This window comes from Phreatobacter cathodiphilus (assembly GCF_003008515.1).
Classification (GTDB): Bacteria; Pseudomonadota; Alphaproteobacteria; order Rhizobiales; family Phreatobacteraceae; genus Phreatobacter; species Phreatobacter cathodiphilus.
Genome location: NZ_CP027668.1, coordinates 2,740,464 through 2,761,265, shown reverse-complemented (window position 1 = coordinate 2,761,265; position 20,802 = coordinate 2,740,464). Strand labels below are relative to the sequence as shown.

The 20,802-nt window shown below is 69.7% G+C and carries 21 protein-coding genes; 8 read left to right on the top strand and 13 right to left on the bottom strand.

Going from position 1 to position 20,802, the window contains the following annotated elements:
- Positions 1–5: 5 nt before the first annotated feature.
- Positions 6–713: a sulfite exporter TauE/SafE family protein gene (locus tag C6569_RS13360; RefSeq protein ID WP_106749322.1), complete on the top strand. Its 708-nt coding sequence runs from the start codon at positions 6–8 to the stop codon at positions 711–713.
- 42 nt (positions 714–755) lie between these two features.
- Positions 756–2,564, top strand: coding sequence for a metallophosphoesterase family protein (locus tag C6569_RS13355; protein ID WP_245898096.1), 1,809 nt, complete (start codon positions 756–758; stop codon positions 2,562–2,564).
- A 13-nt stretch (positions 2,565–2,577) separates the two neighbouring features.
- On the opposite strand, the gene C6569_RS13350 is transcribed toward C6569_RS13355, so the two are convergent.
- The 3 genes from C6569_RS13350 to C6569_RS13340 are packed head-to-tail and all read right to left on the bottom strand — an operon-like array spanning position 2,578 to position 4,791.
- Positions 2,578–3,360, bottom strand: a complete 783-nt coding sequence (locus C6569_RS13350) for an FAA hydrolase family protein (protein WP_106749320.1) — start codon at positions 3,358–3,360, stop codon at positions 2,578–2,580.
- A gap of 34 nt (positions 3,361–3,394) precedes the next feature.
- The gene (locus C6569_RS13345; RefSeq protein ID WP_106749319.1) at positions 3,395–3,784 is read right to left on the bottom strand and encodes a carboxymuconolactone decarboxylase family protein; all 390 of its coding nucleotides are present in this window, start codon (positions 3,782–3,784) and stop codon (positions 3,395–3,397) included.
- 38 nt (positions 3,785–3,822) lie between these two features.
- The gene (locus C6569_RS13340) at positions 3,823–4,791 is read right to left on the bottom strand and encodes a Bug family tripartite tricarboxylate transporter substrate binding protein (RefSeq protein WP_245898095.1); all 969 of its coding nucleotides are present in this window, start codon (positions 4,789–4,791) and stop codon (positions 3,823–3,825) included.
- A gap of 138 nt (positions 4,792–4,929) precedes the next feature.
- Between C6569_RS13340 and C6569_RS13335 the strand changes: the two genes are divergently transcribed.
- Positions 4,930–5,835, top strand: coding sequence for an amidohydrolase family protein (locus C6569_RS13335; RefSeq protein ID WP_106749317.1), 906 nt, complete (start codon positions 4,930–4,932; stop codon positions 5,833–5,835).
- Between the two features lie 12 nt (positions 5,836–5,847).
- A complete protein-coding gene (locus tag C6569_RS13330) occupies positions 5,848–6,531 on the top strand; it encodes a GntR family transcriptional regulator (RefSeq protein ID WP_106749316.1) in 684 nt (227 codons plus the stop codon).
- A 6-nt stretch (positions 6,532–6,537) separates the two neighbouring features.
- Here the strand turns inward: C6569_RS13330 and C6569_RS13325 are convergent, their stop codons facing one another.
- From C6569_RS13325 to C6569_RS13295, 7 genes are all read right to left on the bottom strand, one after another.
- Complete coding sequence (locus tag C6569_RS13325) at positions 6,538–7,401, bottom strand: intradiol ring-cleavage dioxygenase (protein ID WP_106749315.1); 864 nt, start codon at positions 7,399–7,401, stop codon at positions 6,538–6,540.
- A gap of 9 nt (positions 7,402–7,410) precedes the next feature.
- On the bottom strand, positions 7,411–8,730 hold the full coding sequence (locus C6569_RS13320) for a TRAP transporter large permease (RefSeq protein WP_106749314.1): 1,320 nt from the start codon (positions 8,728–8,730) through the stop codon (positions 7,411–7,413).
- Positions 8,731–8,734: 4 nt separating this feature from the next.
- Positions 8,735–9,292, bottom strand: coding sequence for a TRAP transporter small permease subunit (locus tag C6569_RS13315; protein WP_106749313.1), 558 nt, complete (start codon positions 9,290–9,292; stop codon positions 8,735–8,737).
- Between the two features lie 69 nt (positions 9,293–9,361).
- Complete coding sequence (locus C6569_RS13310) at positions 9,362–10,441, bottom strand: C4-dicarboxylate TRAP transporter substrate-binding protein (RefSeq protein ID WP_106749312.1); 1,080 nt, start codon at positions 10,439–10,441, stop codon at positions 9,362–9,364.
- A 118-nt stretch (positions 10,442–10,559) separates the two neighbouring features.
- Positions 10,560–12,959 carry a xanthine dehydrogenase family protein molybdopterin-binding subunit gene (locus C6569_RS13305; protein WP_106749311.1) on the bottom strand — a complete coding sequence of 800 codons (2,400 nt, stop codon included), beginning with the start codon at positions 12,957–12,959 and terminating at the stop codon, positions 10,560–10,562.
- Positions 12,956–13,447 (bottom strand): (2Fe-2S)-binding protein, encoded by a 492-nt coding sequence (locus tag C6569_RS13300; RefSeq protein ID WP_106749310.1) that lies wholly within the window; start codon positions 13,445–13,447, stop codon positions 12,956–12,958. The genes C6569_RS13305 and C6569_RS13300 overlap by 4 nt, the downstream gene beginning before the upstream one ends.
- The gene (locus C6569_RS13295) at positions 13,444–14,319 is read right to left on the bottom strand and encodes an FAD binding domain-containing protein (RefSeq protein WP_106749309.1); all 876 of its coding nucleotides are present in this window, start codon (positions 14,317–14,319) and stop codon (positions 13,444–13,446) included. The genes C6569_RS13300 and C6569_RS13295 overlap by 4 nt, the downstream gene beginning before the upstream one ends.
- A gap of 136 nt (positions 14,320–14,455) precedes the next feature.
- Here C6569_RS13295 and C6569_RS13290 point away from each other — a divergent pair, with 136 nt between their 5' ends.
- Positions 14,456–15,082, top strand: coding sequence for a TetR/AcrR family transcriptional regulator (locus tag C6569_RS13290; protein ID WP_215905752.1), 627 nt, complete (start codon positions 14,456–14,458; stop codon positions 15,080–15,082).
- Between the two features lie 13 nt (positions 15,083–15,095).
- The gene (locus C6569_RS13285) at positions 15,096–15,389 is read left to right on the top strand and encodes a YciI family protein (RefSeq protein WP_106749307.1); all 294 of its coding nucleotides are present in this window, start codon (positions 15,096–15,098) and stop codon (positions 15,387–15,389) included.
- A 15-nt stretch (positions 15,390–15,404) separates the two neighbouring features.
- Here C6569_RS13285 and C6569_RS13280 read toward each other — a convergent pair whose 3' ends face one another.
- Complete coding sequence (locus tag C6569_RS13280; protein ID WP_215905751.1) at positions 15,405–17,027, bottom strand: alpha-D-glucose phosphate-specific phosphoglucomutase; 1,623 nt, start codon at positions 17,025–17,027, stop codon at positions 15,405–15,407.
- Positions 17,028–17,241: 214 nt separating this feature from the next.
- Here C6569_RS13280 and C6569_RS13275 point away from each other — a divergent pair, with 214 nt between their 5' ends.
- A complete protein-coding gene (locus tag C6569_RS13275) occupies positions 17,242–17,625 on the top strand; it encodes a YciI family protein (protein WP_106749305.1) in 384 nt (127 codons plus the stop codon).
- Here the strand turns inward: C6569_RS13275 and C6569_RS13270 are convergent.
- On the bottom strand, positions 17,586–18,626 hold the full coding sequence (locus C6569_RS13270) for a TerC family protein (RefSeq protein ID WP_106749304.1): 1,041 nt from the start codon (positions 18,624–18,626) through the stop codon (positions 17,586–17,588). The two genes, C6569_RS13275 and C6569_RS13270, sit on opposite strands and share 40 nt — an antisense overlap.
- Before the next feature lie 136 nt (positions 18,627–18,762).
- Positions 18,763–19,605 carry a universal stress protein gene (locus C6569_RS13265; protein WP_106749303.1) on the bottom strand — a complete coding sequence of 281 codons (843 nt, stop codon included), beginning with the start codon at positions 19,603–19,605 and terminating at the stop codon, positions 18,763–18,765.
- Positions 19,606–19,735: 130 nt separating this feature from the next.
- Here C6569_RS13265 and nhaR point away from each other — a divergent pair, with 130 nt between their 5' ends.
- The gene (gene nhaR / locus C6569_RS13260) at positions 19,736–20,647 is read left to right on the top strand and encodes a transcriptional activator NhaR (protein ID WP_215905750.1); all 912 of its coding nucleotides are present in this window, start codon (positions 19,736–19,738) and stop codon (positions 20,645–20,647) included.
- Positions 20,648–20,802 lie beyond the last annotated feature (155 nt).

Here is a 20,802-nt window from a genome sequence, read left to right as displayed (position 1 = left end):
CCATCATGTCCCCCTCGTCCCTCACCTTCTTCGCCGGCGTCCTGATGGGCCTCGCCTCGAGCCTGCACTGCGCCGGCATGTGCGGCAGCATCGGCTCGGCCCTGATGCTGACGGTGCATCCGACCGGCGATGCGGCGCAGCGGGCGCGCACCCTGCTGCTCACCCAGTTCGGCCGGGTACTCGCCTATGCGGCGGCCGGCGGCATTCTCGGCACCTTCGGCTCCGGCATCGCCGGCGCCTTCGACCAGACGGCGGCCTATCGGGTGCTGCAATGGGCGAGCGCGGTGACCCTCGGCTGGATCGGCCTGTCGACGGCAGGGCTCATTCCCTCGCTCGTCGCCTTCGACCGGCTGGCGGCGCCCGTCGGCAACACGTTGATGACGCTGACCGCGCGCCATCCCGGCATCGGGGTCGGCGGCCCGGTGGCGCTCGGCGTCGTCTGGGGCTTCATGCCCTGCGCCATGGTCTACGGCGCGCTGTTCACCGCCATGCTGGCGGGCAGCGGCTTCGGCGGCGCGGGCCTGATGCTCGGCTTCGGCCTCGGCACCATTCCCGCGGTGATGGCCAGCGCCATGGGCGTCGCGACGCTGAAGGGGCTCGGCCGCAATCCGGCGGCCGCCATGGCGGTGGGCCTCGCCATCACCACTTTCGCGGTCGCCTCGGTGCTGATCGGGCCGGAGGGCGGCATCCTCTGCCTGCCGGCCCTGCGCTGACCTTTCCCTGCTTCATTTCGCCGGTTTGCGCCGCGGCCTGCGATGGCCGACACTGTCGCCATGGAGCCGCCCGTCGATCCCCGCCGCGGTGATGCCGAAGACGACGCTTCGAGCCCGGCCACCCGGTCCCTGATCAAGCTTGCCGGCTGGCTCTTCACCGAGATCAGCCTGCCCAAGCTCATCTTCGCATGGACCAGCCTCATGCTGGTGCCGGGGCTGCTGCTCGGCGCCGCACCGCTGGTGGTCACCGGCTGGGTGGACACGCTGTCGGGACGAATCACGGCGCTGGCGGGGTTCGGCTCGGTGCTGCTGCTCCTGCTGGTGGCGGTCGTCGGCTTCTTCGGCTGGCGGCCGCTGTACCGCTCGGCCGAACGCAGCTTCTGGTCGCTCAACGCCCTCGCCATCCAGCCGGGCTATGCCACCAGCCGCGAGGCGTTGCGCCATGTGGTCGAGCGCTTCTCCGCGCGCGCGGGCGAACCGGAGCGCCGCGCCCGCCTGCGCGCGCTCTCGGCGGTCGGCGCCGCGGCGCTGCTCGCCGTCCTCGCCGTCGGGGTCATCGTCCTCGTCTGGCCCTCGACCCGCTGGACGGCGGATTTCATCGACTTCGCCCGGCCGAACCGCCTCATCCGGCCGGCGCTCGCCAATGCCGTCGTCATCGTCGCCCTCTACATGGCGATCGCCTCGCTGAGCTGGGGCTATGCCGACGCCACCATGGCGACGCCGGAGGACCTCGGGGCCTTCGACCTGCCGGCGCCGGGCGGGCCGTCCTGGCGGGTGGTCCATCTCTCCGACCTGCACGTGGTCGGCGAGCGCTACGGCTTCCGCATCGAGAGCGGGCGGAGGGGACCGCGCGGCAACGGCCGGCTGGAGCGCATTCTCCAGCGGCTGGCGGCGATGCATGCCGAGGAGCCGATCGACCTCGTGATGGTGACCGGCGACGTCACCGATGCCGGCCGCTCGGCGGAATGGGCGGAGTTTCTCGACCGCGTCTGGCGCTATCCCGAGCTCGCCGAGCGCATGCTGCTGCTGCCCGGCAACCACGACCTCAACATCGTCGACCGCGCCAATCCCGCCCGGCTGGACGTGCCCTTCAGCCCGGTCAAGCAGCTCAGGCGCCTGCGCACCCTCTCCGCCATGGTGACGATCCAGGGCGAGCGGGTGCGCCTCGTCGACCGCGACCGCGGCGTGCTCGGCCACACGCTCGCCGCCGCGGCGGCCCGCAAGCAGCCTTTGATCCGGTCGCTGGCGGAGACGGCGAAGCTCGGCACCGCCGTGCAGTTCGCCACCTTCTGGGACAGCCTCTTTCCGCTGGTCATGCCGCCGAAGGACGACGAGGGGCTCGGCGTCATCCTGCTCAACTCCAACGCCGAGACGCATTTCTCCTTCACCAACGCGCTGGGCCTCGTCTCGCACGAGCAGGAGGCGGCGCTGGCCGCGGCGGTCCGCCAGTATCCGCGGGCGTCGTGGATCGTCGCGCTGCACCACCACGTCATCGAATATCCGCGTCCGGTGCGGGCCTTCTTCGAGCGGGTGGGGACGGCGCTGGTCAACGGGAGCTGGTTCGTCCGCCAGCTCGAGCCGCTGGGCGATCGGCTCGTGGTCATGCACGGCCACCGCCACGTCGACTGGATCGGGCGGTGCGGCAGCGTCAGGATCGTCTCGGCCCCCTCGCCGGTGATGATTGCCGACGAGATGGCGCCGAGCGTCTTCTACCTGCACCGGCTCTCCTCCGGCGCCGGCGTCCGCCTGAGGCTGGCGGAGCCCGAGAGAATCACCGTGCCGGCGGGGGCACCGGCTCTCGCACCGGTGCGGCAGGGGGCGGACGCGATGGGGTGGTTGAGCCTGCCCTAGCCGTCGGCCCGGGTCAGACGAACTGCACGGAGACGCTGCCGAGCGGGCCGAAATCGGCGTGCAGCGTGTCGCCCTTCGCCGCCCAGACCGGCCGGGTGAAGGAGCCGGACAGCATGAGGTGGCCGGGCTCCAGCACGGTGCCGAAGCGGCCGACCTTGTTGGCGAGCCAGGCGATGGCCATGGCCGGGTGGCCGAGGACGCCGGCGGCGAGGCCGGTCTCCTCGATCTCGGCGTTGCGGTAGAAGATGGCGCCGACCCAGCGCAGGTCCACCGCGTCGGGGCGCACCGGGCGGCCGCCGAGGACGATGCCGGCGGCGGCGCCGTTGTCGGCGACGGTGTCCTGAATCTTGCGCGGGTTCTGCACGCGGGCGTCGATGATCTCGATGGAGGGCACCACCCATTCGGTGGCGCGCAGCACGTCGACGAGGCCGATGCCGGGGCCCTTCAGCGGCTCCTTGAGGATGAAGGTCAGCTCCGGCTCGACGCGCGGCACGCAATAGTCCTCGAAACGGACCTTGGCGCCGTCGTTCAGCAGCATGGATTCGAGCAGGTGGCCGTAGTCCGGCTCGTCGATCTGCGAGGAGGCCTGCATGGCCTTGGAGGTCAGGCCGATCTTGTGGCCGATCAGGCGGTCGCCGCGGGCGATCTTGGTCTCGGTGACCAGCGAGGAGATGGCGTAGGAATCCGCGATCTGGATGTCCGGAAAGGTCTTGGTGAGCTGCAGGGCCGGGGTGCGGCACTCCTCGGCGGAGAGCAGGATTTCGGCCGCCTTGCGGCGATCGTCGTCGGAGAGCATGGGATCGGTCCTCGAGGTGGTCGGGCGGGCGCCGTCAGGCCTTCTCGGGGAAGAGGCCGGTGAGGACCTCGCCCGCGAGATTGAAGGCGGCGACGCCGCGGAACAGGGCGGCGACGGCGGCGGCGGCGTGGAGCTCATCCAGCGTCGCGCCCGCCTTGATCGCCGCCTTGGCGTGGTTGGTGGCGGCTTCCGACGTCTGGGTCAGCAGGATGGCGAAGGCCATGAGCTGGACCGTCTTCTGGTCCAGCGCATCGGGGGTGAGGGCAGCGATGCGCCAGTCCTCGATGGCGGCGACGACCCCGGGGTCGACGGCCATGCCGAGCTTCAGCCGCTTGGCGATGCGCGGCGGCGTGAAGCCGATCATGTCCTCGTAGCGCTTCTCCAGCTCGGCGAGGGTCGGAAGGTCGTCGCGGGTCTTGGCCATGGATGTCTCGCGGCTGAAGGGAGGGGAGGCCGTCGCCGTCACTGCGGCGTCAGACCGGCGGCCTTGACGATGGCCGACCACTTCTCGGTCTCGGCCTTGAGGAAGCGGCCGAAATCATCGCCGAAGACGGTTCCCGGCTCGGCGCCGAGTTCGGCGAACTTGGCGATGATGGCCGGCTCCTTGAGGACGGCGGCGGTGGTCTCGACCAGCACCTTCATGACGGCGGGCGGCGTGCCGGCGGGGGCGACGAGGCCGAACCAGGAGGAGGCCTCGAAACCGGCGACGCCGGCTTCGACCATGGTCGGCAGTTCCGGATAGAGCGAGGAGCGGGTGGCGCCGGCCACCGCGATCGCCCGGATCTTGCCGCCGGCGACCTGCGGGCGCACCGCCGGCATGTTGTCGAACATGAAGGGAATGTGGCCGGCGACGAGGTCGTTCATGGCCGGGGCGGCGCCGCGATAGGGCACGTGCTGGATGTTGATGCCGGCCAGCGACTTGAAGAGCTCGCCCGCCAGATGGTTGGTCGAGCCGGCGCCGGAGGAGCCGAAATGCAGCTTGCCCGGCTCGGCCTTGGCCAGCGCGATCAGCTCGGCGACCGTGGTGGCGCGGACCTGCGGATTGACGGCGAGCACGATCGGCACCGAGGCGGTGAGCGCAATCGGCGCGAAATCCTTCAGCGGATCGTAATTCATGCGCTGGAAGAGGGAGGGGTTGATGGCGAGCGGGCCGGGGGCGGCGAGCAGGAGCGAATAGCCGTCGGCGTCGGCACGGGCGATGGCCTCGCCACCGATATTGCCGCCGGCGCCGCCGCGGTTCTCGATGACGACGGGCTGCTTCCAGATTTCGGAGAGGCGCTGGCCGAGGATGCGGGCGATCACGTCGTTGGAGCCGCCGGCCGGGAAGGGCACGACGATACGGACGGCGCGGTCGGGGAAAGCGGCGGCGGGCAGGGCGCCGAGGGTGAGGGCGAAAAGCCCGGCCATGAGAGAAGCGAGCCAGCGGGTCATCGAGATCTCCTTCATAAGAATATCGATTATTATTGGATCATCGATTTTTATGGTACACCATGGGCCGGCCGGGTCAATGGCGCCGACGCGCCGGACCCCCAGGGCGGTTATCGCTCTGTAAATGACGTGAGGTGATGCATGGCCGCCCCTTCTGCCGCTGCGTCGGCGCCGAAATCCTGCCCGGGACCCGACCGGAATCCGCGCCGGCCGCGCTTCGCCGTGCCGCAGGGCGCCTGCGACACCCATGTCCACGTCTTCGGCCCGGCGGCGCAGTTCCCCTTCAGTCCGGCGCGCAGCTACACGCCCGAGGACTGCACGGTGGAGGATCTCTTCGCTCTGCATGAGGTGCTCGGCATCGACCGGGTCGTCATCGTCCACGGCGGCGCCCACGGCACCGACAACCGGGCGACGCTCGCCGCCCTCGACCGCGCGCCGGAGCGCATGCGCGGCGTCGCCGTCATTCCCTCGGGCCTGCCGCAGGCGGAGATCGAGGCCATGCACCGGCGCGGCATGCGCGGCTGCCGCATGTCGACCGTGGTGAGCGGCGGCGCGTCCTTCGAGCACCTGCCGCGCCTCGCCGCCGAGACGCGCGACTTCGGCTGGCACCTGGTGCTGCATTTCCACCGCGCGGAGGAACTGCTCGACGTGGAGCGGGAGCTGGTCGATTGCGGCAGCCCCTTCGTGCTCGACCACCTGGCGCGAATCACCGCTGCGGAGGGCGTCGGGTCAGAACCCTTCGCCGCGGTGCTGCGCCTTCTCGACACCAGCCGCTGCTGGGTGAAGCTCGCCAGCCTCTATCGCCTCTCCGCCGAGCCCTATCCGCACCGGGACATGCTGCCGCTGATCCACCGCGTCGTGGCGCATCGGCCGGACCGCATCCTGTGGGGCAGCAACTGGCCCCATCCGATCTGCCCGGTGCCCATGCCCAACGACGGCGACCTCGTCGATCTCATCCCGCTCTGGATTCTCGACGCGGATCACCGCAGGCTGGCGCTGGTCGACAACCCCGCGGCGCTCTATGGCTTCGCGCCCACCGACGACTGAGAGGCCGGCACGATGAGCCTTCGCGACGCGACGCCGACGTCTGCGGCGACCCTGACGACGACGCTGGCGGGGCAGTTGCGCGGCGCCATCATGCGCGGCGATTTCGAGCCGGGCTCCAAGCTCGTCCTCGACCGCATCCGCGCCCGCTACGGCGTCAGCCTCAGCCCGCTGCGCGAGGCGCTGTGCCGGCTGGAGAGCGAGGGGCTGGTGGAGGCCGAGGACCAGCGTGGCTACCGGGTCTCGCCCGTCTCTGCCGACAACCTGACCGAGGTCATCCGCCTCCGGGTGGAGCTCGAGGGCATGGCGGCGCGGGAGGCGATCCTTCACGGCGACGCCGCCTGGGAGGGGCGCATCCTCTCGGCGCTGCACCAGCTCGGTCGCTGCAAGCGCGGCGCGCGTTCGGTCGAGGAGCAGGAGGAGTGGGAGGCGCGGCACCGGGCCTTCCATGCCGAGCTGATCTCGGCCTGCCGCATGCCGCTGCTGCAGCAGTTCTGCGAGACGCTGCACGACCAGTCGGACCGCTACCGCCGCATCTTCCTGAAGGACCATGCGCCGGACCGGGACGTGCCGGCCGAGCATGCCGCCATTGCCGAAGCGATGATCGAGCGGCGCGCCGAGGACGCGGCGAAGCTGCTGCGCGAACATGTCGAGCGCACCGGTCGCAACATCCAGGCGGCGCTGCGCTCCCGCGCCTGAACCGCCTCAGGCGGCGACGGGTTTGAGGCCGAAGCCATGCCGGAGCAATTGCCAGCTCGCCGGGGCCGGGGAGCCGTCCGGATAGGCGCCGCCGGCCCGGCCGTCGAGGGTCGCGACCAGGCTCTCCTTGACCCCGAAGACCGCGTCGCTCTCCAGCCAGGGATCGCCGGGCATGAAGAGATGCGTCACCAGCGTCTCGTGGCCCGGCGCGGCGATGCGGAAATGGATGTGTGCGGGACGCATCGGGTGGCGCTTCGTCGCCTCCAGGAGCTGCCCGACGGGACCGTCATGGGGGATCGGATAGCTCGACGGCACGATGGTGCGGAAGCCGAAGCGCCCCTCGGCATCGGTGATGAAACGGGCGCGGAGAGAGGGCTCCTCGGTGCCCTTCTGGGCGTCGTAGAAGCCCTCGTCGTCGGAATGCCAGATGTCGACCGCGGCGCCTGCGATGGGCGCGCCGCCGGGCGAGGACACCGTGCCCTCGACGAAGAGGCGCTCGCCCGGCTCGTTCGCGGCGATGTCGGCGCCGTAGGGCGTGACGCGGTGCTCGCCGAGATAGAAGGGGCCGAGCACCGTCGTCTCGGTGGCGCCGTCCGGCATGCGGTGGTTGATGGCGTCCACCAGCATGGAGATGCCGAGCACGTCGGAGAGCAGGATGAACTCCTGCCGCTTGTCGTCGCACATGTGGCCGGTGCGGGTGAGGAAGCCGATGGCGGCGATCCATTCCGCCTCGGTCAGTTCCACCTCCTTCACGAAGGCATGGGCGTGGCGGACGAGGGCCTGGATCACCTGCTTCAGCCGGGGATCGTGGCACTCCGCGAAGCGGTTCACCACCTCGTCGGTCAGATTGTGTTCGTCGAAGGACAGCATGGCGGACCGTCAGCGCACGAGGATGGTCGAGAGGGGCGGGAAGATCGCGATGAGGAACAGCGCGATGCCCATTACCGTGACGTAGGGCATGGCACCCGCGAAGATGGTCTCGATCCCGACGCTGGGATCGCCCAGCGTCGCCTTGACGGTGAAGACCGAGATGCCGAAGGGCGGGGTCAACAGCCCCATCTCCACGGCGATGATGGTGACGATGCCGAAGTGGATGAGGTCGAAGCCCATGGCCGAGGCGATGGGCGCCCCGATGGGCACCATGATCAGCAGGATCGAGGTGGAATCCAGGATCATGCCCATGAGCAGGATGACCACGACGAAGGCGAAGAGGAAGCCGTAGGCGCCGAGGCCGAGATGCTGGACGAAGTCGCCGATGGCGTTGGGCACGCCGGCCATGGAGAGCATGCGCGAATAGAGGCTGGCGGCGATGAGCAGGAAGAGGATCGAGGCCGAGACGATGCCCGCCTCCTTCAGCACCCGCCAGAACTTCGGCCAGTCGAGACGGCGGCGGACGAGGGCGATGACGAGCGCGCCGGCGGCACCCACCGCACCCGCCTCGGTCGGCGTGAAGAAGCCGGTGTAGAGGCCGCCGAGGATGAGCACGACGAGGCAGGCGATGGGCACCGACTTCGCCAGCATCTCGCCGACCGGCATGGGTGGCACGTCTTCGACGTCGGAAGTGCCGGCATCGACGAAGATCTTGTGCGGCCAGACCGTGGCGTAGACCCAGATCATGACGGTGAAGCCGAGGGCGATGATGACGCCGGGAATGACGCCGGCGACGAACATCTTGCCGATCGAGACCTCGGAGAGGACGCCGTAGACGATCATCAGGAGGCTCGGCGGGATCAGCATGCCGAGGATGGAGGAGCCGGCGACCGTGCCGGAGGCGAAGCGCATGGTGTAGCCGTGGCGGACCATTTCCGGCACCGCCACCTTGGTGAAGACGGCCGCCGAGGCGATGGAGACGCCGGTGACCGCGGCGAAGACCGCGTTGGCCGCCACCGTCGCCATGCCGAGGCCGCCGCGGATACGGCGGAGCAGCGCCTGAGCGACCTCGAAGGTGTCCTTGCCGACGTCGGAGATCGACACCAGGAGCCCCATCAGCACGAAGAGCGGGATGGTGGCGAAGAGATAGTCCTGGATGCCCGAATAGGTGGCGAGCGCGGTGAAGCGGAAGGCGAGGTCGATGTTGTCGCGGATCAGCCAGACGCCGATGGCGCCGGTGCCGATGAGGGAGAGGCCGATGGGCAGGCCGAGGACGATGAGCGCCACCATGGCGCCGATGAGAACGAAACCGAGCGTGACGTCTTCCATGGGATCAGCCCCCGGCCGGTTTACGCCGGGCGCCGATCTCGGCGACGAACAGCATGATGTAGGCGAGGGCGCCCGCGACCCCGCCGAGAATGATGAGCCCGCGGAACGGCCAGGTCGGCACCGTGAAGAGGCCCTGGACGCCGAAGAATTCGCGGGAGGCGAGGGACGTCCACATGCCCGGCCAGGCGGCCCAGGCGACGAAGGCCATGACAGCGGCGCCGATGAGCAGGAACAGCGCCTCGACGGCACGCCCGACGGCGGGGGTGCGGTGCAGGACCCCGTCGATGAGGAAGTCGGCGCGGGTCATGCGCCTGGAATAGATCGTGGCGCCGATCTGCAGGAAGACGATGCCGACGATGGAATGGGCGGCGATCTCCGACACGCCGGTGATCGGCATGGAGAGGAAGGAGCGGCCGATCACGTCGGCGCAGATGAGCAGCATCAGGCCGAAGGTCCAGACCGTGCCGATGGCGGCGAGGGCGTCGAGCAGCATCCGGACGGGATCGAAGGGCTGGCGGGCCGCCTCGCGCTCGAGCGCCGCGACGTCGATGTCGTCGGCCATGGGGGTCTCCGGATGTCTGCGGACTGAAATGACGGGCGCCGGATGACCTCCGGCGCCCGGATGAGCGGATCAGGCGGAGGCTTCGCGGTCCCAATCGCGGCCCGGCGTGCCGCCGGCGGCGCGAATGGCGGCGAAGTAGGACTTCAGCACGTCGCGGGCGGCCGGGCCGGAGGTGTCGGCCCAGGTCTTGGCGATGTTGGGCAGGCCCGAGATCCAGCGCTTGCGCTCGGCGTCGGCCATGGTGGTGATGATCGAGCCCTTGGCGACCATCTCCTTCTCGGCCGCGTCGATGCGCGAGGAGACGTCCTCGATGTGCTTCTGGGTGGTGATCTTGCCGGCCTCCGCCACGGCCTTCTGGAAGGCGGCCGGCCAGCGGTCGTGGCGCTGCTTGTTGGCGGCGATGCCGCCGACATACATGGCGCCGACGTCGCATTTGCAGACGTATTTCGCCACCTCGTAGACGCGGGTCGGCAGGATGCCGACGAAGAAGGACAGGGCGCCTTCCGACACGCCGGTCTGGATGTCGGTGTAGTAGGTGGTGAGCGCCCCGTCGACCGGGGTGGCGCCGGTGCCGGTGAGCCAGTTGGCCGAGGTGCCGGGCGCCGAGATCTTGCGGTTCTTCAGGTCGTCGAGGGTGCGGACCGGGAAGGTCGACCAGATGTGGTAGGTGTCGGTGATGAACGAGGAGAGCGGCACCATGTTGAGGCCGTTCCAGTTCTGCTTGATGGCCGGAACCGTCTCGTTGAGCTTGTCGAAGGTGCGGGCGACGAGGCCGTGGTCGCCGGTGGTGAAGGGCGTGAAATAGCTGACGTTCTGGAGCGGCATGGTGGAGCCTTCCCAGAGCGTGCCGACGTAGCCGATGTCGGTGATGTTGTCGCGCACGGCCTCCATCGTGTCCTGGAACTTGTAGAGCGTGCCGCCATAGGACTCGCGCCAGTTGACGCGCACCTGGTTGCCGTTGTCGCGCAGATGCTTCTCGACCTCGGGCTGGAAGACGTTCTTCATCATCGCGACCCAGAAGTTCTGCACCGGGTGGCTCGCCGCGATGGTGACGTTGAGGCTCTGCTGCGCCGAGGCCTTGATGTTGAAGACGGGCAGGGTGGCGGCGCCGGCGGCGCCGGCCATGAATGTGCGCCTGGTGGTCGTCATCGTCGTTCCTTCCTTGGGGGCGGGGATCACGGGGATCCCCTGTTTCCTGGGTTGTTCTTGGCGGCCGGTTGGCCCGGCCTTTCACTTCGGGGAGCAGGCTAGCACCGCTTCCCCATGCTCATGCAATGGTTCCGAGCGCCCTCAGGATCCGGTCGGGAGTGAAGGGCTGGGCGAGGACCTTCGCGCCGAGGGGCGCGATGGCGTCGTTGATGGCGTTCATGATGGCGGCAGGCGCGCCGGCTGTGCCGGCCTCGCCCGCGCCCTTGGCGCCGAGGAGGGACTCCTTCGTCGGCGTCTCGACGTGGCCGACATGCATGTCGGGCATTTCGGCAGCCATGGGCACGAGATAGTCGGCAAGGGTGGTGGTGAGGAGCTGGCCGTCCTCGTTGTAGACGCAGTGCTCGTAGAGCGCGCCGCCGATGCCCTGGACGATGCCGCCGCGCACCTGTTCGTCGACGAGCATGGGGTTGATGACCCGGCCGCAGTCCTCGACGCACCAGTGCTCCAGCAGCTTCACCATGCCGGTTTCGACATCGACCTCCAGCCAGCTCGCCTGGATGCCGTTGGTGAAGGCGAAGGGATATTCCTTGGTGATGAAGTGCCGCGTCTGGACGAGCTCCCGGGCGAGGTCCTTGGGCAGCGTGTCGCCGCGGTAGTAGACGATGCGGCCGAGCTCGGCGAGCGGCATGCGTGCCTGTCCGGTCGCCTTGTCCACCACCTCGCCCATGACGATGTCGAGGCTCGCGCCTTGAGCCTGCAGCATGGCGCCGGCCACTTCGAGGATCTGCTCCTTCAGGGCGATGGCCGACTGCAGCGCCGCCTCGCCGCCGATGCCGGCGCCCCGGCAGGCCCAGGTGCCGCCGCCATAGGGGACGGTGCGGGTGTCGCCGGTGACGACCTTGACCTTCGAGACCGGCACGCCGACGCCGTGGGCGACGATCTGGGCGAGGATGGCTTCCGTGCCCTGGCCCTGTTCGGTGACGCCGGACATGGCGACGACCGACCCGTCGGGATCCATGCGCACGGTGCAGCCGTCCTGGGCCGAGATCTTGGCGCCGCCGATGCCGTACATGAAGGGCGAGGGGTTGGTCAGCTCGATGAAGCTGGCAAAGCCGAGGCCGCGATAGACGCCGCGCTTTCGCTGCTCGGCCTGGTCGGCGCGGATCTTGTCGACCGGCACCATCTCCAGGAGCTTGTCGAGCGAGGCGTGGTGCGACAGGCCCTCGAATTTCATGCCGGCCGGCGAGGTGCAGGGATAGGCGTCGTCGGGGATCAGGTTCTTCCGGCGGATGGCGACCTTGTCCATGCCGAGCGCCTCGGCCGCGAGGTCGACGAGACCCTCCGTCACGGTGGTGGCGATGGGGTGGCCGACGGCGCGGTACTGGCAGGTCGGCGCCTTGTTCTGCAGCACGACGGTGGTGGTGCAGCGGTAGTTGGCGAAGGCATAGGGGCCGCCACAGAGATTGACGACCTGGTTGCCCTCCACGGCGCTGGTGCGCGGATAGACCGAATAGGGGCCGATGCCGGTGAGATCGTCGATGTCGAAGGCGAGGAAGCGGCCCTCCGCATCGACGGCGAGGCGGCCGGTGATGCGGTGGTCGCGGGCGTGGATGTCGCTGCCGAAGGCCTCGAAGCGGTCGGCGATGAACTTCACCGGCCGGCCCATGATCTTCGACATGCAGGCGACCGCCATCTCGTCGGGATAGACGTGGACCTTGATGCCGTAGGAGCCGCCGACGTCCTTGCAGATGACGCGCACGTCGCTCTCGGCCATGCGCAGCTGCGTGGCGAAGACGTTCTGCATCATGTGCGGCGCCTGCGTCGAATGGTGGACGGTGAGCGTGCCGTCGGCGCGGTTGTAGTCGGCGATGATGGAGCGCGGCTCCAGCGTCACGCCGGTGTGGCGGCCGGTGTGAAAGGTCGCCTCGACGACCTTGTGGGCGGACGCGAAGGCGGCCGCGACGTCGCCGGTCTCGGCGGTGCGGGTGAAGACTAGGTTGTCGCCGAGCTCCGGGTGGATGACGACGGCGCCCGGCGCCAGCGCCGTCTCCATGTCGACCTGGGCCGGCAGCGACTCGAACTCCACGGCGAGGGCGGCCACGCCGTCCTCGGCCGCGGCGCGGGTTTCGGCGACGACCGCGACGACGGCCTCGCCCTGCCACGTCGCACGCTCGAGCGGCAGCGGATACTGCGGCGCCGACTTCATGCCCTTGAGGTGGGCGAGCACGGCCACCCAGGGGTCGCAGACCGCGGCGAGGTCGGCGGCGGTGAAGACGCGGACGACGCCCGGAACCTTCAGCGCCGCGCTCGTATCGATGGAGACGATGCGCGCATGGGCGTGCGGCGAGCGCAGGAAGGCGGCATGGACGAGCCGCGGCAGGGTCACGTCGTCGGTATAGGTGGCGCGGCCCTCGACCAGCTTGCGGGCGTTGGGGCGCGGCACGGCGCGGCCGATGTAGGAGTTCGGCAGGTCCTCGCGGGAGAGACCGAGGGACTTCGGCGTGACGATCTCGTTCATCGCACGGCCTCGCGGGTGCGGCGGGCCTTCAGGGTGTCCTCGACCGCGTCGACGATGGCCTGGTAGCCGGTGCAGCGGCAGTAGTTGCCGGAGATGTGCTCGCGAATCTCCTCGCGCGAGGCATTCGGGGCCTGCGTGAGAATGTCGGCGGCGGTGACCAGCATGCCCGGCGTGCAGTAGCCGCACTGGGCGGCGTTGCGGGCGACGAAGGCCTCCTGCAGATCGCGGATTTCGCCGCTGTCGGAGAGGCCCTCGATGGTCTCGACAACAGCGCCGTCGAGGCTCGCGGCGAGCACCAGGCAGCCGCGAACGGGTTCGCCGTCGACGCGGACGGTGCAGGCGCCGCAGACGCCGTGCTCGCAGGCGGTGTGGGCGCCGGTGAGGCCGAGTTCCGTGCGCAGGAAATCGACGAGATGCAGGCGGGTGTCAACGCTGCGGGCGACGCGTTCGCCGTTGACCGTCAGGGCGATGTCGATGCGGCGGTTCATGCGGCCTGCTCCGCCGGCGCGAGGAAGGACGAGAGCGCGCGGCCGGTGAGCACGCGGGCGAGGTGGCGCTTCAGTTCCGGTCCGCCGTGCAGGTCGCCCGGCGGGTCGAGGTCGTCCGCGAGGGCGGCCTTCGCGGCGGCGATGGACGTGCCGTCCAGCCGGCGGCCGGCGAGGGCGGCGGAGGCGCCCCGGGCGATCTCGGCCCCCGAGCCGACGCCGAAATAGACGAGGCGGGCGGCCTCCACCTGTCCGTTCGCCTGCATCGACAGAACGGCGGCGAGGCCCGCCATGGCGTAGTCGCCGGACCGGCGCGTCACCTCGACGATGGTCTGGCGGCTGGCGGGCGTCGCCATCGGAACCTCGACGGCGGCGATGATCTCGCCGGGCTGGAGGTCGGTGGAAAACAGGCCCTGGAAGAAGTCGGTGGCGGGAACCCGGCGCTCGCCGCCCTTGGAAGCGATGACGATGGTCGCGTCCAGCGCCACGACGCAGGCCGGCAGTTCGGCGGCGGGGTCTGCCAGCGCCAGGCTGCCGCCGATCGTGCCGCGGTTGCGGATGGCGGGATGGGCGATGAGCGGGGCGGCGGCGGCGAGGATCGGGGCGTGGGCGGCGACGAGCGGGTCACGGCCGAGGTCGGCGTGCCGCGTCAGCGCGCCGATGCGCAGGATGGAGCCGGCCACCGAGACGCCGCGCAGCGCCGCGATGCGGGTGATGTCGACGAGGCCGGAGGGTTCCGACAGGCGGAAGGACAGCGTCGCGAGCAGGCTCTGCCCGCCCGCCAGGATCTGCGCCTCGGGCCCGGCGGCGTCCAGCACCCGCCAGAGCTCGTCGAGGCTCTCGACGCGGGCATAGCCCATCGCCGGCCACTTCATGATACGTCTCCTCGCCTCGGCCGGCTGTCGTTGCCTTGCGGCGCAGCGGCTCGTATTCTTTAATTGGTCAAATGATCAACGACGCGGAGGCCGGGAGTCAAGTGCCTTTCCAGGACCGCCGCAGCGGGGAGGATCCATGATGGCGGACGACCTGGAGCTGACCGCGCGACGCCGGCGGCTGGCGCCGGAGGCCCGGCGTGAGCAGATTGTCGATGCGGCCGTCTGCTATTTCGCCGAGGTGGGGCTCGCCGGCACGACGCGCGACCTCGCCAAGCGTGCCGGCATCACCCAGGCGCTGCTCTACCAGTATTTCCGCAGCAAGGCGGACCTGCTCGAGGCCGTCTTCGCCCGCGTCTATCTCGACCGGATGGCGCCGCACTGGCCGGCCGTGCTGACGGACCGCTGCCGGCCGCTGCGCGAGCGCATGCTCAGCTTCTACGCCGAGTACACGGCCGCCATCTTCACCTACGAATGGATGCGCATCTTCATGGCGGCCGGCCTCGCCGGGGAGGCGCTCAACCGCCGCTATCTGGAACACGTGCGCGACGTGCTGCTGGCGCCGCTGATGGACGAGGTGCGCGCGGCGGCGCGGGGTGCGGCTCAGCCGGACATGGAGGACCTGTGGAACCTCCACGGCAGCATCGTCTATCTCGGCATCCGCCGGCACATCTACCATCTTCCGACGCCCGACGACGTCATGCCGGTGATCGAGCGGGCGATCGACCGCTTTCTCGCCGGCTTCGCCATCGGCGGGGCGCCATGACAGGCCGGACCCGATGACCACGCTCTTCGCCATCCATGCGCTCGACCGCGACGGCGCCTTGCCGGTGCGGCTCGCGCACTACGACGCCCACAAGGCCTTCCTCTCCGACACCTCGGCGCATGGCGTGCGCATCGTCATGTCCGGTCCGCTGATGAGCGACGACGGCGAAGCCATGATCGGCAGCCTGTTCCTCGTCGAGGCGCCGGACCGCTCCCATGTCGAGGCCTTCAACCGCGCAGACCCTTTCCACGCGGCCGGGATATGGCGGGCGGTGACGATCACGCGCTTCCTGCGCCGCCAGGGGTGAGGCGGCGCGCCGCCCTCAGCTGATCACGGAGGCGCTGGTGCGGCCGGTGAAGCGCGTCACGTCGGCCACCTGCGTGGCGATCTCCTGCACCTCGGCCAGCGCCTCGGCGGGGAGAAGACCGTGGTCGGCGCCGCGCGGGGCGAAGCGCTCGAGATAGACGCGCAGCGTCGCGCCGCGGGTGCCCGTGCCCGAGAGGCGATAGACGATGCGCGCCTCGTCGGCGACGATCTGCACGCCCTGTTTCGTTGCCGAGGACCCGTCGACCGGGTCGGTATAGGCGAAGTCGTTGGCATCGGTGACGGTGAGGCGGCCGGCGAGTTCGCCGGCCAGCGCCGGCAGCCTGCCGCGCAGGGTCGCCATCAGGTCCTCGGCGCCGGCGGTGTCGACCTCCTCAAAGTCGAGGCGCTGGTAGTAGTCGCGGCCATAGGCCTGCCAGTGGTCGCGCAGGACCTGGCCGACGGAGAGGCGTCGCTCCGCGAGGATGTTCAGCCACATCATGACGGCCCAGAGGCCATCCTTCTCGCGCACGTGGTTGGAGCCGGTGCCGGCGCTCTCCTCGCCGCAGATGGTGATGAGCCCGGCCTCGAGCAGGTTGGCGAAGAACTTCCAGCCCGTCGGGGTGACGTGGCAGTTCACGCCGAGGGCGGCGGCGACGCGGTCCAGCGCCCGGCTCGTCGGCATGGAGCGGGCGACGCCGGCGAGGCCGTCGCGATAGCCGGGGACCAGATGGGCATTGGCGGCGATCACCGCGAGGCTGTCGCTCGGCGAGACGACGAGGCCCCGGCCGATGATCAGGTTGCGGTCGCCGTCGCCGTCGGAGGCGGCGCCGAAATCGGCCTCCGACCGCCCGGCGACGAGGTCGACCAGGGCGGCGGCGTGGTGCGGGTTCGGGTCGGGATGCAGGCCGCCGAAATCGGGCATGGGCACCCGGTTCATCAGATGCGCCTCGGGCAGGCCGAGGCGGCGGTGGAAGAGCTCGGTGGCGTAGGGGCCGGTCACCGCGTTCATGGCGTCGAAGCGCATGGTGAAGCCGGAGCGGAAGAGCCCGGCGATGCGGTCGAAGTCGAAGAGGCCCTCCATCAGGCGGACGTAGTCGGCGACGCTGTCGATCACCTCGACCACGGTGGCGCGGATCTGGTGGCGGCCATCCTTCCCCAAGGGAATGTCGGGGATGTCGGCGATGGCGTAGCGCGCGCAGGTGCGCGTGCGCGCGTGGATGGCGTCGGACACCGCCAGCGGAATCGGCCCGCCGTGGGCGGCGTTGATCTTGATGCCGGAATCGCCCTCCGGGCCGCCGGGATTGTGGCTCGCCGAGAGGATGATGCCGGCCTTGGCCTTGCGAGCTCGGATCAGCGCCGATGCGGCCGGCGTCGACAGGAGGCCGCCGCGACCGACGACGACATGGCCGACCTCGTGCGCCACCGCCATCTTCAGGATGGTCTGGATGGCCTGATCGTTGAAGAACCGCCCGTCGCCGCCCACCACCAGCGTGGCGCCGGCGACGCCCAGCTCCTCGAAGGCGGACTGGATGAAGAGTGCGACGTAATGGGGCTGCATCATGTGGCCCGTCGGCTTGCGCAGGCCGGACGTGCCGAGGGTCTGGTCGAGATAGGGGCGGGCATCCACGGACTGGATCACGGAGGTCTCCAAGATGGCGGCAGACAGGAACGCGGCCGCCGCGCGGGGATACACCATTCCGCTACCGGCATGAACGGCTGCTGAAACGGGACGTCGGCAGCATCAACATCCGGCCGGGGTGTTGGGTTCCCGCGCGCTCAACCACGGCGCGTGATGCCATTCTGGCGTCCGCCGCGTTGCAGGATGGGAGGGCCCGGCGAGAGAGGAGACGGATATGCGCGTGATGGTGCTGGTGAAGGCGACCGAGGACAGCGAGAGGGGTTTTACCCCCTCGCCGTGGACGCTGGAGATGATGGCGGCCATGGGCCGCTTCAACGACGACCTTCAGGAGGCGGGCGTGCTGGTCGCGGGCGACGGCCTCAAGCCCTCGTCGGAAGGGCTGCGGGTGGCCTTCGACGGGCCGGAGCGCACGGTGACGGAGGGGCCCTTCGCCCCGGCCGGCGAACTCGTCGCCGGCTTCTGGCTGTGGTCGGTCCGCGACATGGACGAGGCCGTCGCCTGGGTGAAGCGTTGCCCCAATCCGATGCCGGGACCGAGCGTGATCGAAATCCGACCCCTTTACGAGGCGGCCGACTTCGGCGGGGCGGCCGGCGCCTGACCCTGGACCGCCCCGTGCGGCGCCGAGGGCCCGTGGCCGCGGGTCTTCCAGAGGGAGAAGACCACGCCGCCGGCGATGAGCGAGAGCGTCACGCCCAGCGAGATCGCGGGGTCGAGCTTGCCGACGATCTGGTTCCAGAAGATCTTGGCGCCGATGAAGACGAGCACGATGGCGAGGGCGTATTTCAGGTACTCGAAGCGGTGCACCATGGCGGCGAGGGCGAAATAGAGCGCCCTGAGGCCGAGGATCGCCATGATGTTGGCGGTGAAGACGATATAGGTGTCGGTGGTGATGGCGAAGATGGCCGGCACCGAGTCCACGGCGAAGACGAGGTCGGCGATGTTGATGACCACCAGGGCCAGGAACAGCGGCGTCGCGTAGCGCGCCATCTTGCCGGTCTCGGGATCCGGCTTGGTGACGAAGAAGTTGGCGCCGTGCAGCTCGGGGGTCATGCGCATGCGCTTCGACAGGAAGCGCACGACGGGGTTGGCGGACACGTCCTGCTCGCTCTCGCCCATCAGCAGCATCTTGATGCCGGTGGCGATGAGGAAGGCACCGAAGATGTAGAGCACCCACTCGTACTGCTGCACGAGCGCCGCGCCGAGCGCGATCATGATGCCGCGCAGCACGAGGACCGCCAGGATGCCCCAGAGCAGGGCGCGGTACTGGTATTTCGCGGGAATGGCGAAATAGCCGAAGATGATGGAGATGACGAAGACGTTGTCGATCGACAGCGCCTTTTCCAGCGCATAGCCGGTGAAATACTCGATGCCCGAGGTCGGGCCCATGGACCACCAGATCCAGATGCCGAAGACCACCGCGATGGCGATGTAGAAGGCCGAGAGGACGAGGCTCTCGGTGACGCCGAGCTCCTTGTCCTCCTTGTGCAGCACGCCGAGGTCGAAGACGAGAAGGGCGCCGACGAGGGCGAGGAAGATCAGCCAGAGCCAGGCGGGCTTGCCGAGAAAGTCGCCGGTCAGGAATGAGACGAGCAGTTCCATGAGGGAAACCTTTGCGTGAGGGCAGCCCGTGGCGCCGCGCGGGGCGTCCGGGCCGTCGTCGATGTCTGCCGATGCTTTGCCCGGCCCGGTCCGGGGCGCCGACGCGCCCGGAGGGCCGGATCGCCCGCGCCTCGCCTCAGTGGGAGAGGAGGACGGGCAGGGGCGGTCGCGACACGATGGTCCGCGTCGCGCCGCCGAGGATGAAGTCGCGCATGCGCGAATGGCCGTAGGCGCCCATGACGAGGAGCCCGAGGCCGTGGGTGGCGGCGTAGTCGCCGAGCACCTGGCCGATGGGACGGCCGGCGGCGGGCTCCGCGTCGATCACAGCCTCGATGCCGTGGCAGGCAAGGTGGCGTGCCAGGTCCGCCGGCGGCCGGCGGGCGGCGATGGCCTTCTCATCCGTCACGGTGACGATGCGGACCGTGCCGGCGGAGGCGAGGATCGGCAGGGCGTCGGCGACGGCGCGTGCCGCCGGGCGGCTGAAGTCCCAGGCGATGCCGACGGCGGCGAAGGGGGTGGCGTCCCGCGCCCGCGCTTCCGGGAAGACGAGGGCCGGGCGGCCCGAGCCGAAGATGACGCTCTCGGCGATCTGCTGCTGCCCGGTTTCCTCGCCGATGGCGATCATCGTGAGGTCGTGCGTCCGGGCGTGCTCCGACACCAGTGCGCCGAGCTGCGAGCGCTGGCCGGAATCGGTGACGTGACGGGCGGTGACGCCGGCCCGTCGCGCCGCCTCCTCGAACGCCGCGATGGTCGCCCGGGCGTCCGCCTCGCTCTTCCCCCGCTCCGCCGCCACCATGCCGGGCAGGTCGAGGAGGCTGTTGGCCAGAACGTTGCCGACATGGGGCAGTTCGACATGGACGGCGAGCGCCGTGGCCGACGCTCCGAGCGCGGCGGCGAAGCCCGTCGCCTGGTCGATGGCCGAAGCCGGTGTCGGCTCGGGATAGCTGTTCAGGGCGAACAGCAGGTCCTTGAAACCCATTGCGCAGTCCTCGCTCTCTCCCGGCGCCAGCGACCCGATGACGGGCCCTGCCGGAAGCGGGGGGAATATGGACTTGAACGATCATCGAAAAAAGCAGATTGTTTGCGTCGTTTTCATCGAAAAAATCTGCGTGTCGAGGGCGAGCCTCATGCTCAACTACAAGCAGCTCCACTATTTCTGGCGGGTGGCGAAGGCCGGGAGCATCGCCCGTGCGGCCGCCCAGCTCCGCCTCGCGCCGCAGACCATCAGCGCGCAGATCGGCACGCTGGAGGAGCAACTGGGCGCCAAGCTGTTCCGCCGGGTGGGGCGCGGTCTCGAGCTGACGCCGGCCGGGGACCTGACGCTGTCCTATGCCGACGAGATCTTCCAGATCGGTCGGGAGCTGGAGGCGAACCTGCGCAACCAGGCGGACAGCAAGGACATCCTGTTCCGGGTGGGGGTGGCTGACGTCGTGCCGAAATCCATCGCCTACCGGCTGCTGGCACCGGCGCTGGCGGGCGGCGCGCGGGTACGCCTCATCTGTCGCGAGGACAAGCTCGACCGCCTCTTCGCCGAGATCGCCACCCACAAGGTCGATCTGGTCATCGCCGACCGGCCGCTGCCCCATGCGCTTGGCGTCAAGGGCCACAGCCATTCCCTCGGCCGCACGGCGCTCGCCTTCTTCGCCACCGCCGATCTCGCCGCGCGCTACCAGCCGGGTTTCCCGCGCTCCCTGCACGGCGCGCCGATGCTGATCCCCGGCGACAGTTCCACCATCCAGATGGGGCTGACGCGCTGGTTCAGCGACCACCAGATCGAGCCGCGGATCGTCGGCGAGTTCGACGACAGCGCCCTGATGAAGGCCTTCGGCAAGGCCGGCACGGGCATCTTCCCGGCGCCGGCGATCCTCGCCGAGGAGATCGAGGAGCAGTTCGGAGCGACCATGATTGGCCGGGCCGAGGGCATCTGGACGCGGTATTACGCCATTTCGGTGGAGCGCAAGCTCAGCCACCCCGCCGTGCTGGCGATCAGCGAGGCGGCCCGCGCCGAGGAGGCCGGCTGAGCATCGCAGCGAATCGCATGCCGCAGGCGGCGCAAGGACCCGGCAGAAATTGCCGGCCGCTAGGCAGAAAATACCCATCTAACTATCTGAAAAAAAATAGCTTTTGGCGAAAATTCCGCGCCTGGTTTCGCGCCCTCGCCCGTTTGAGTATCAGG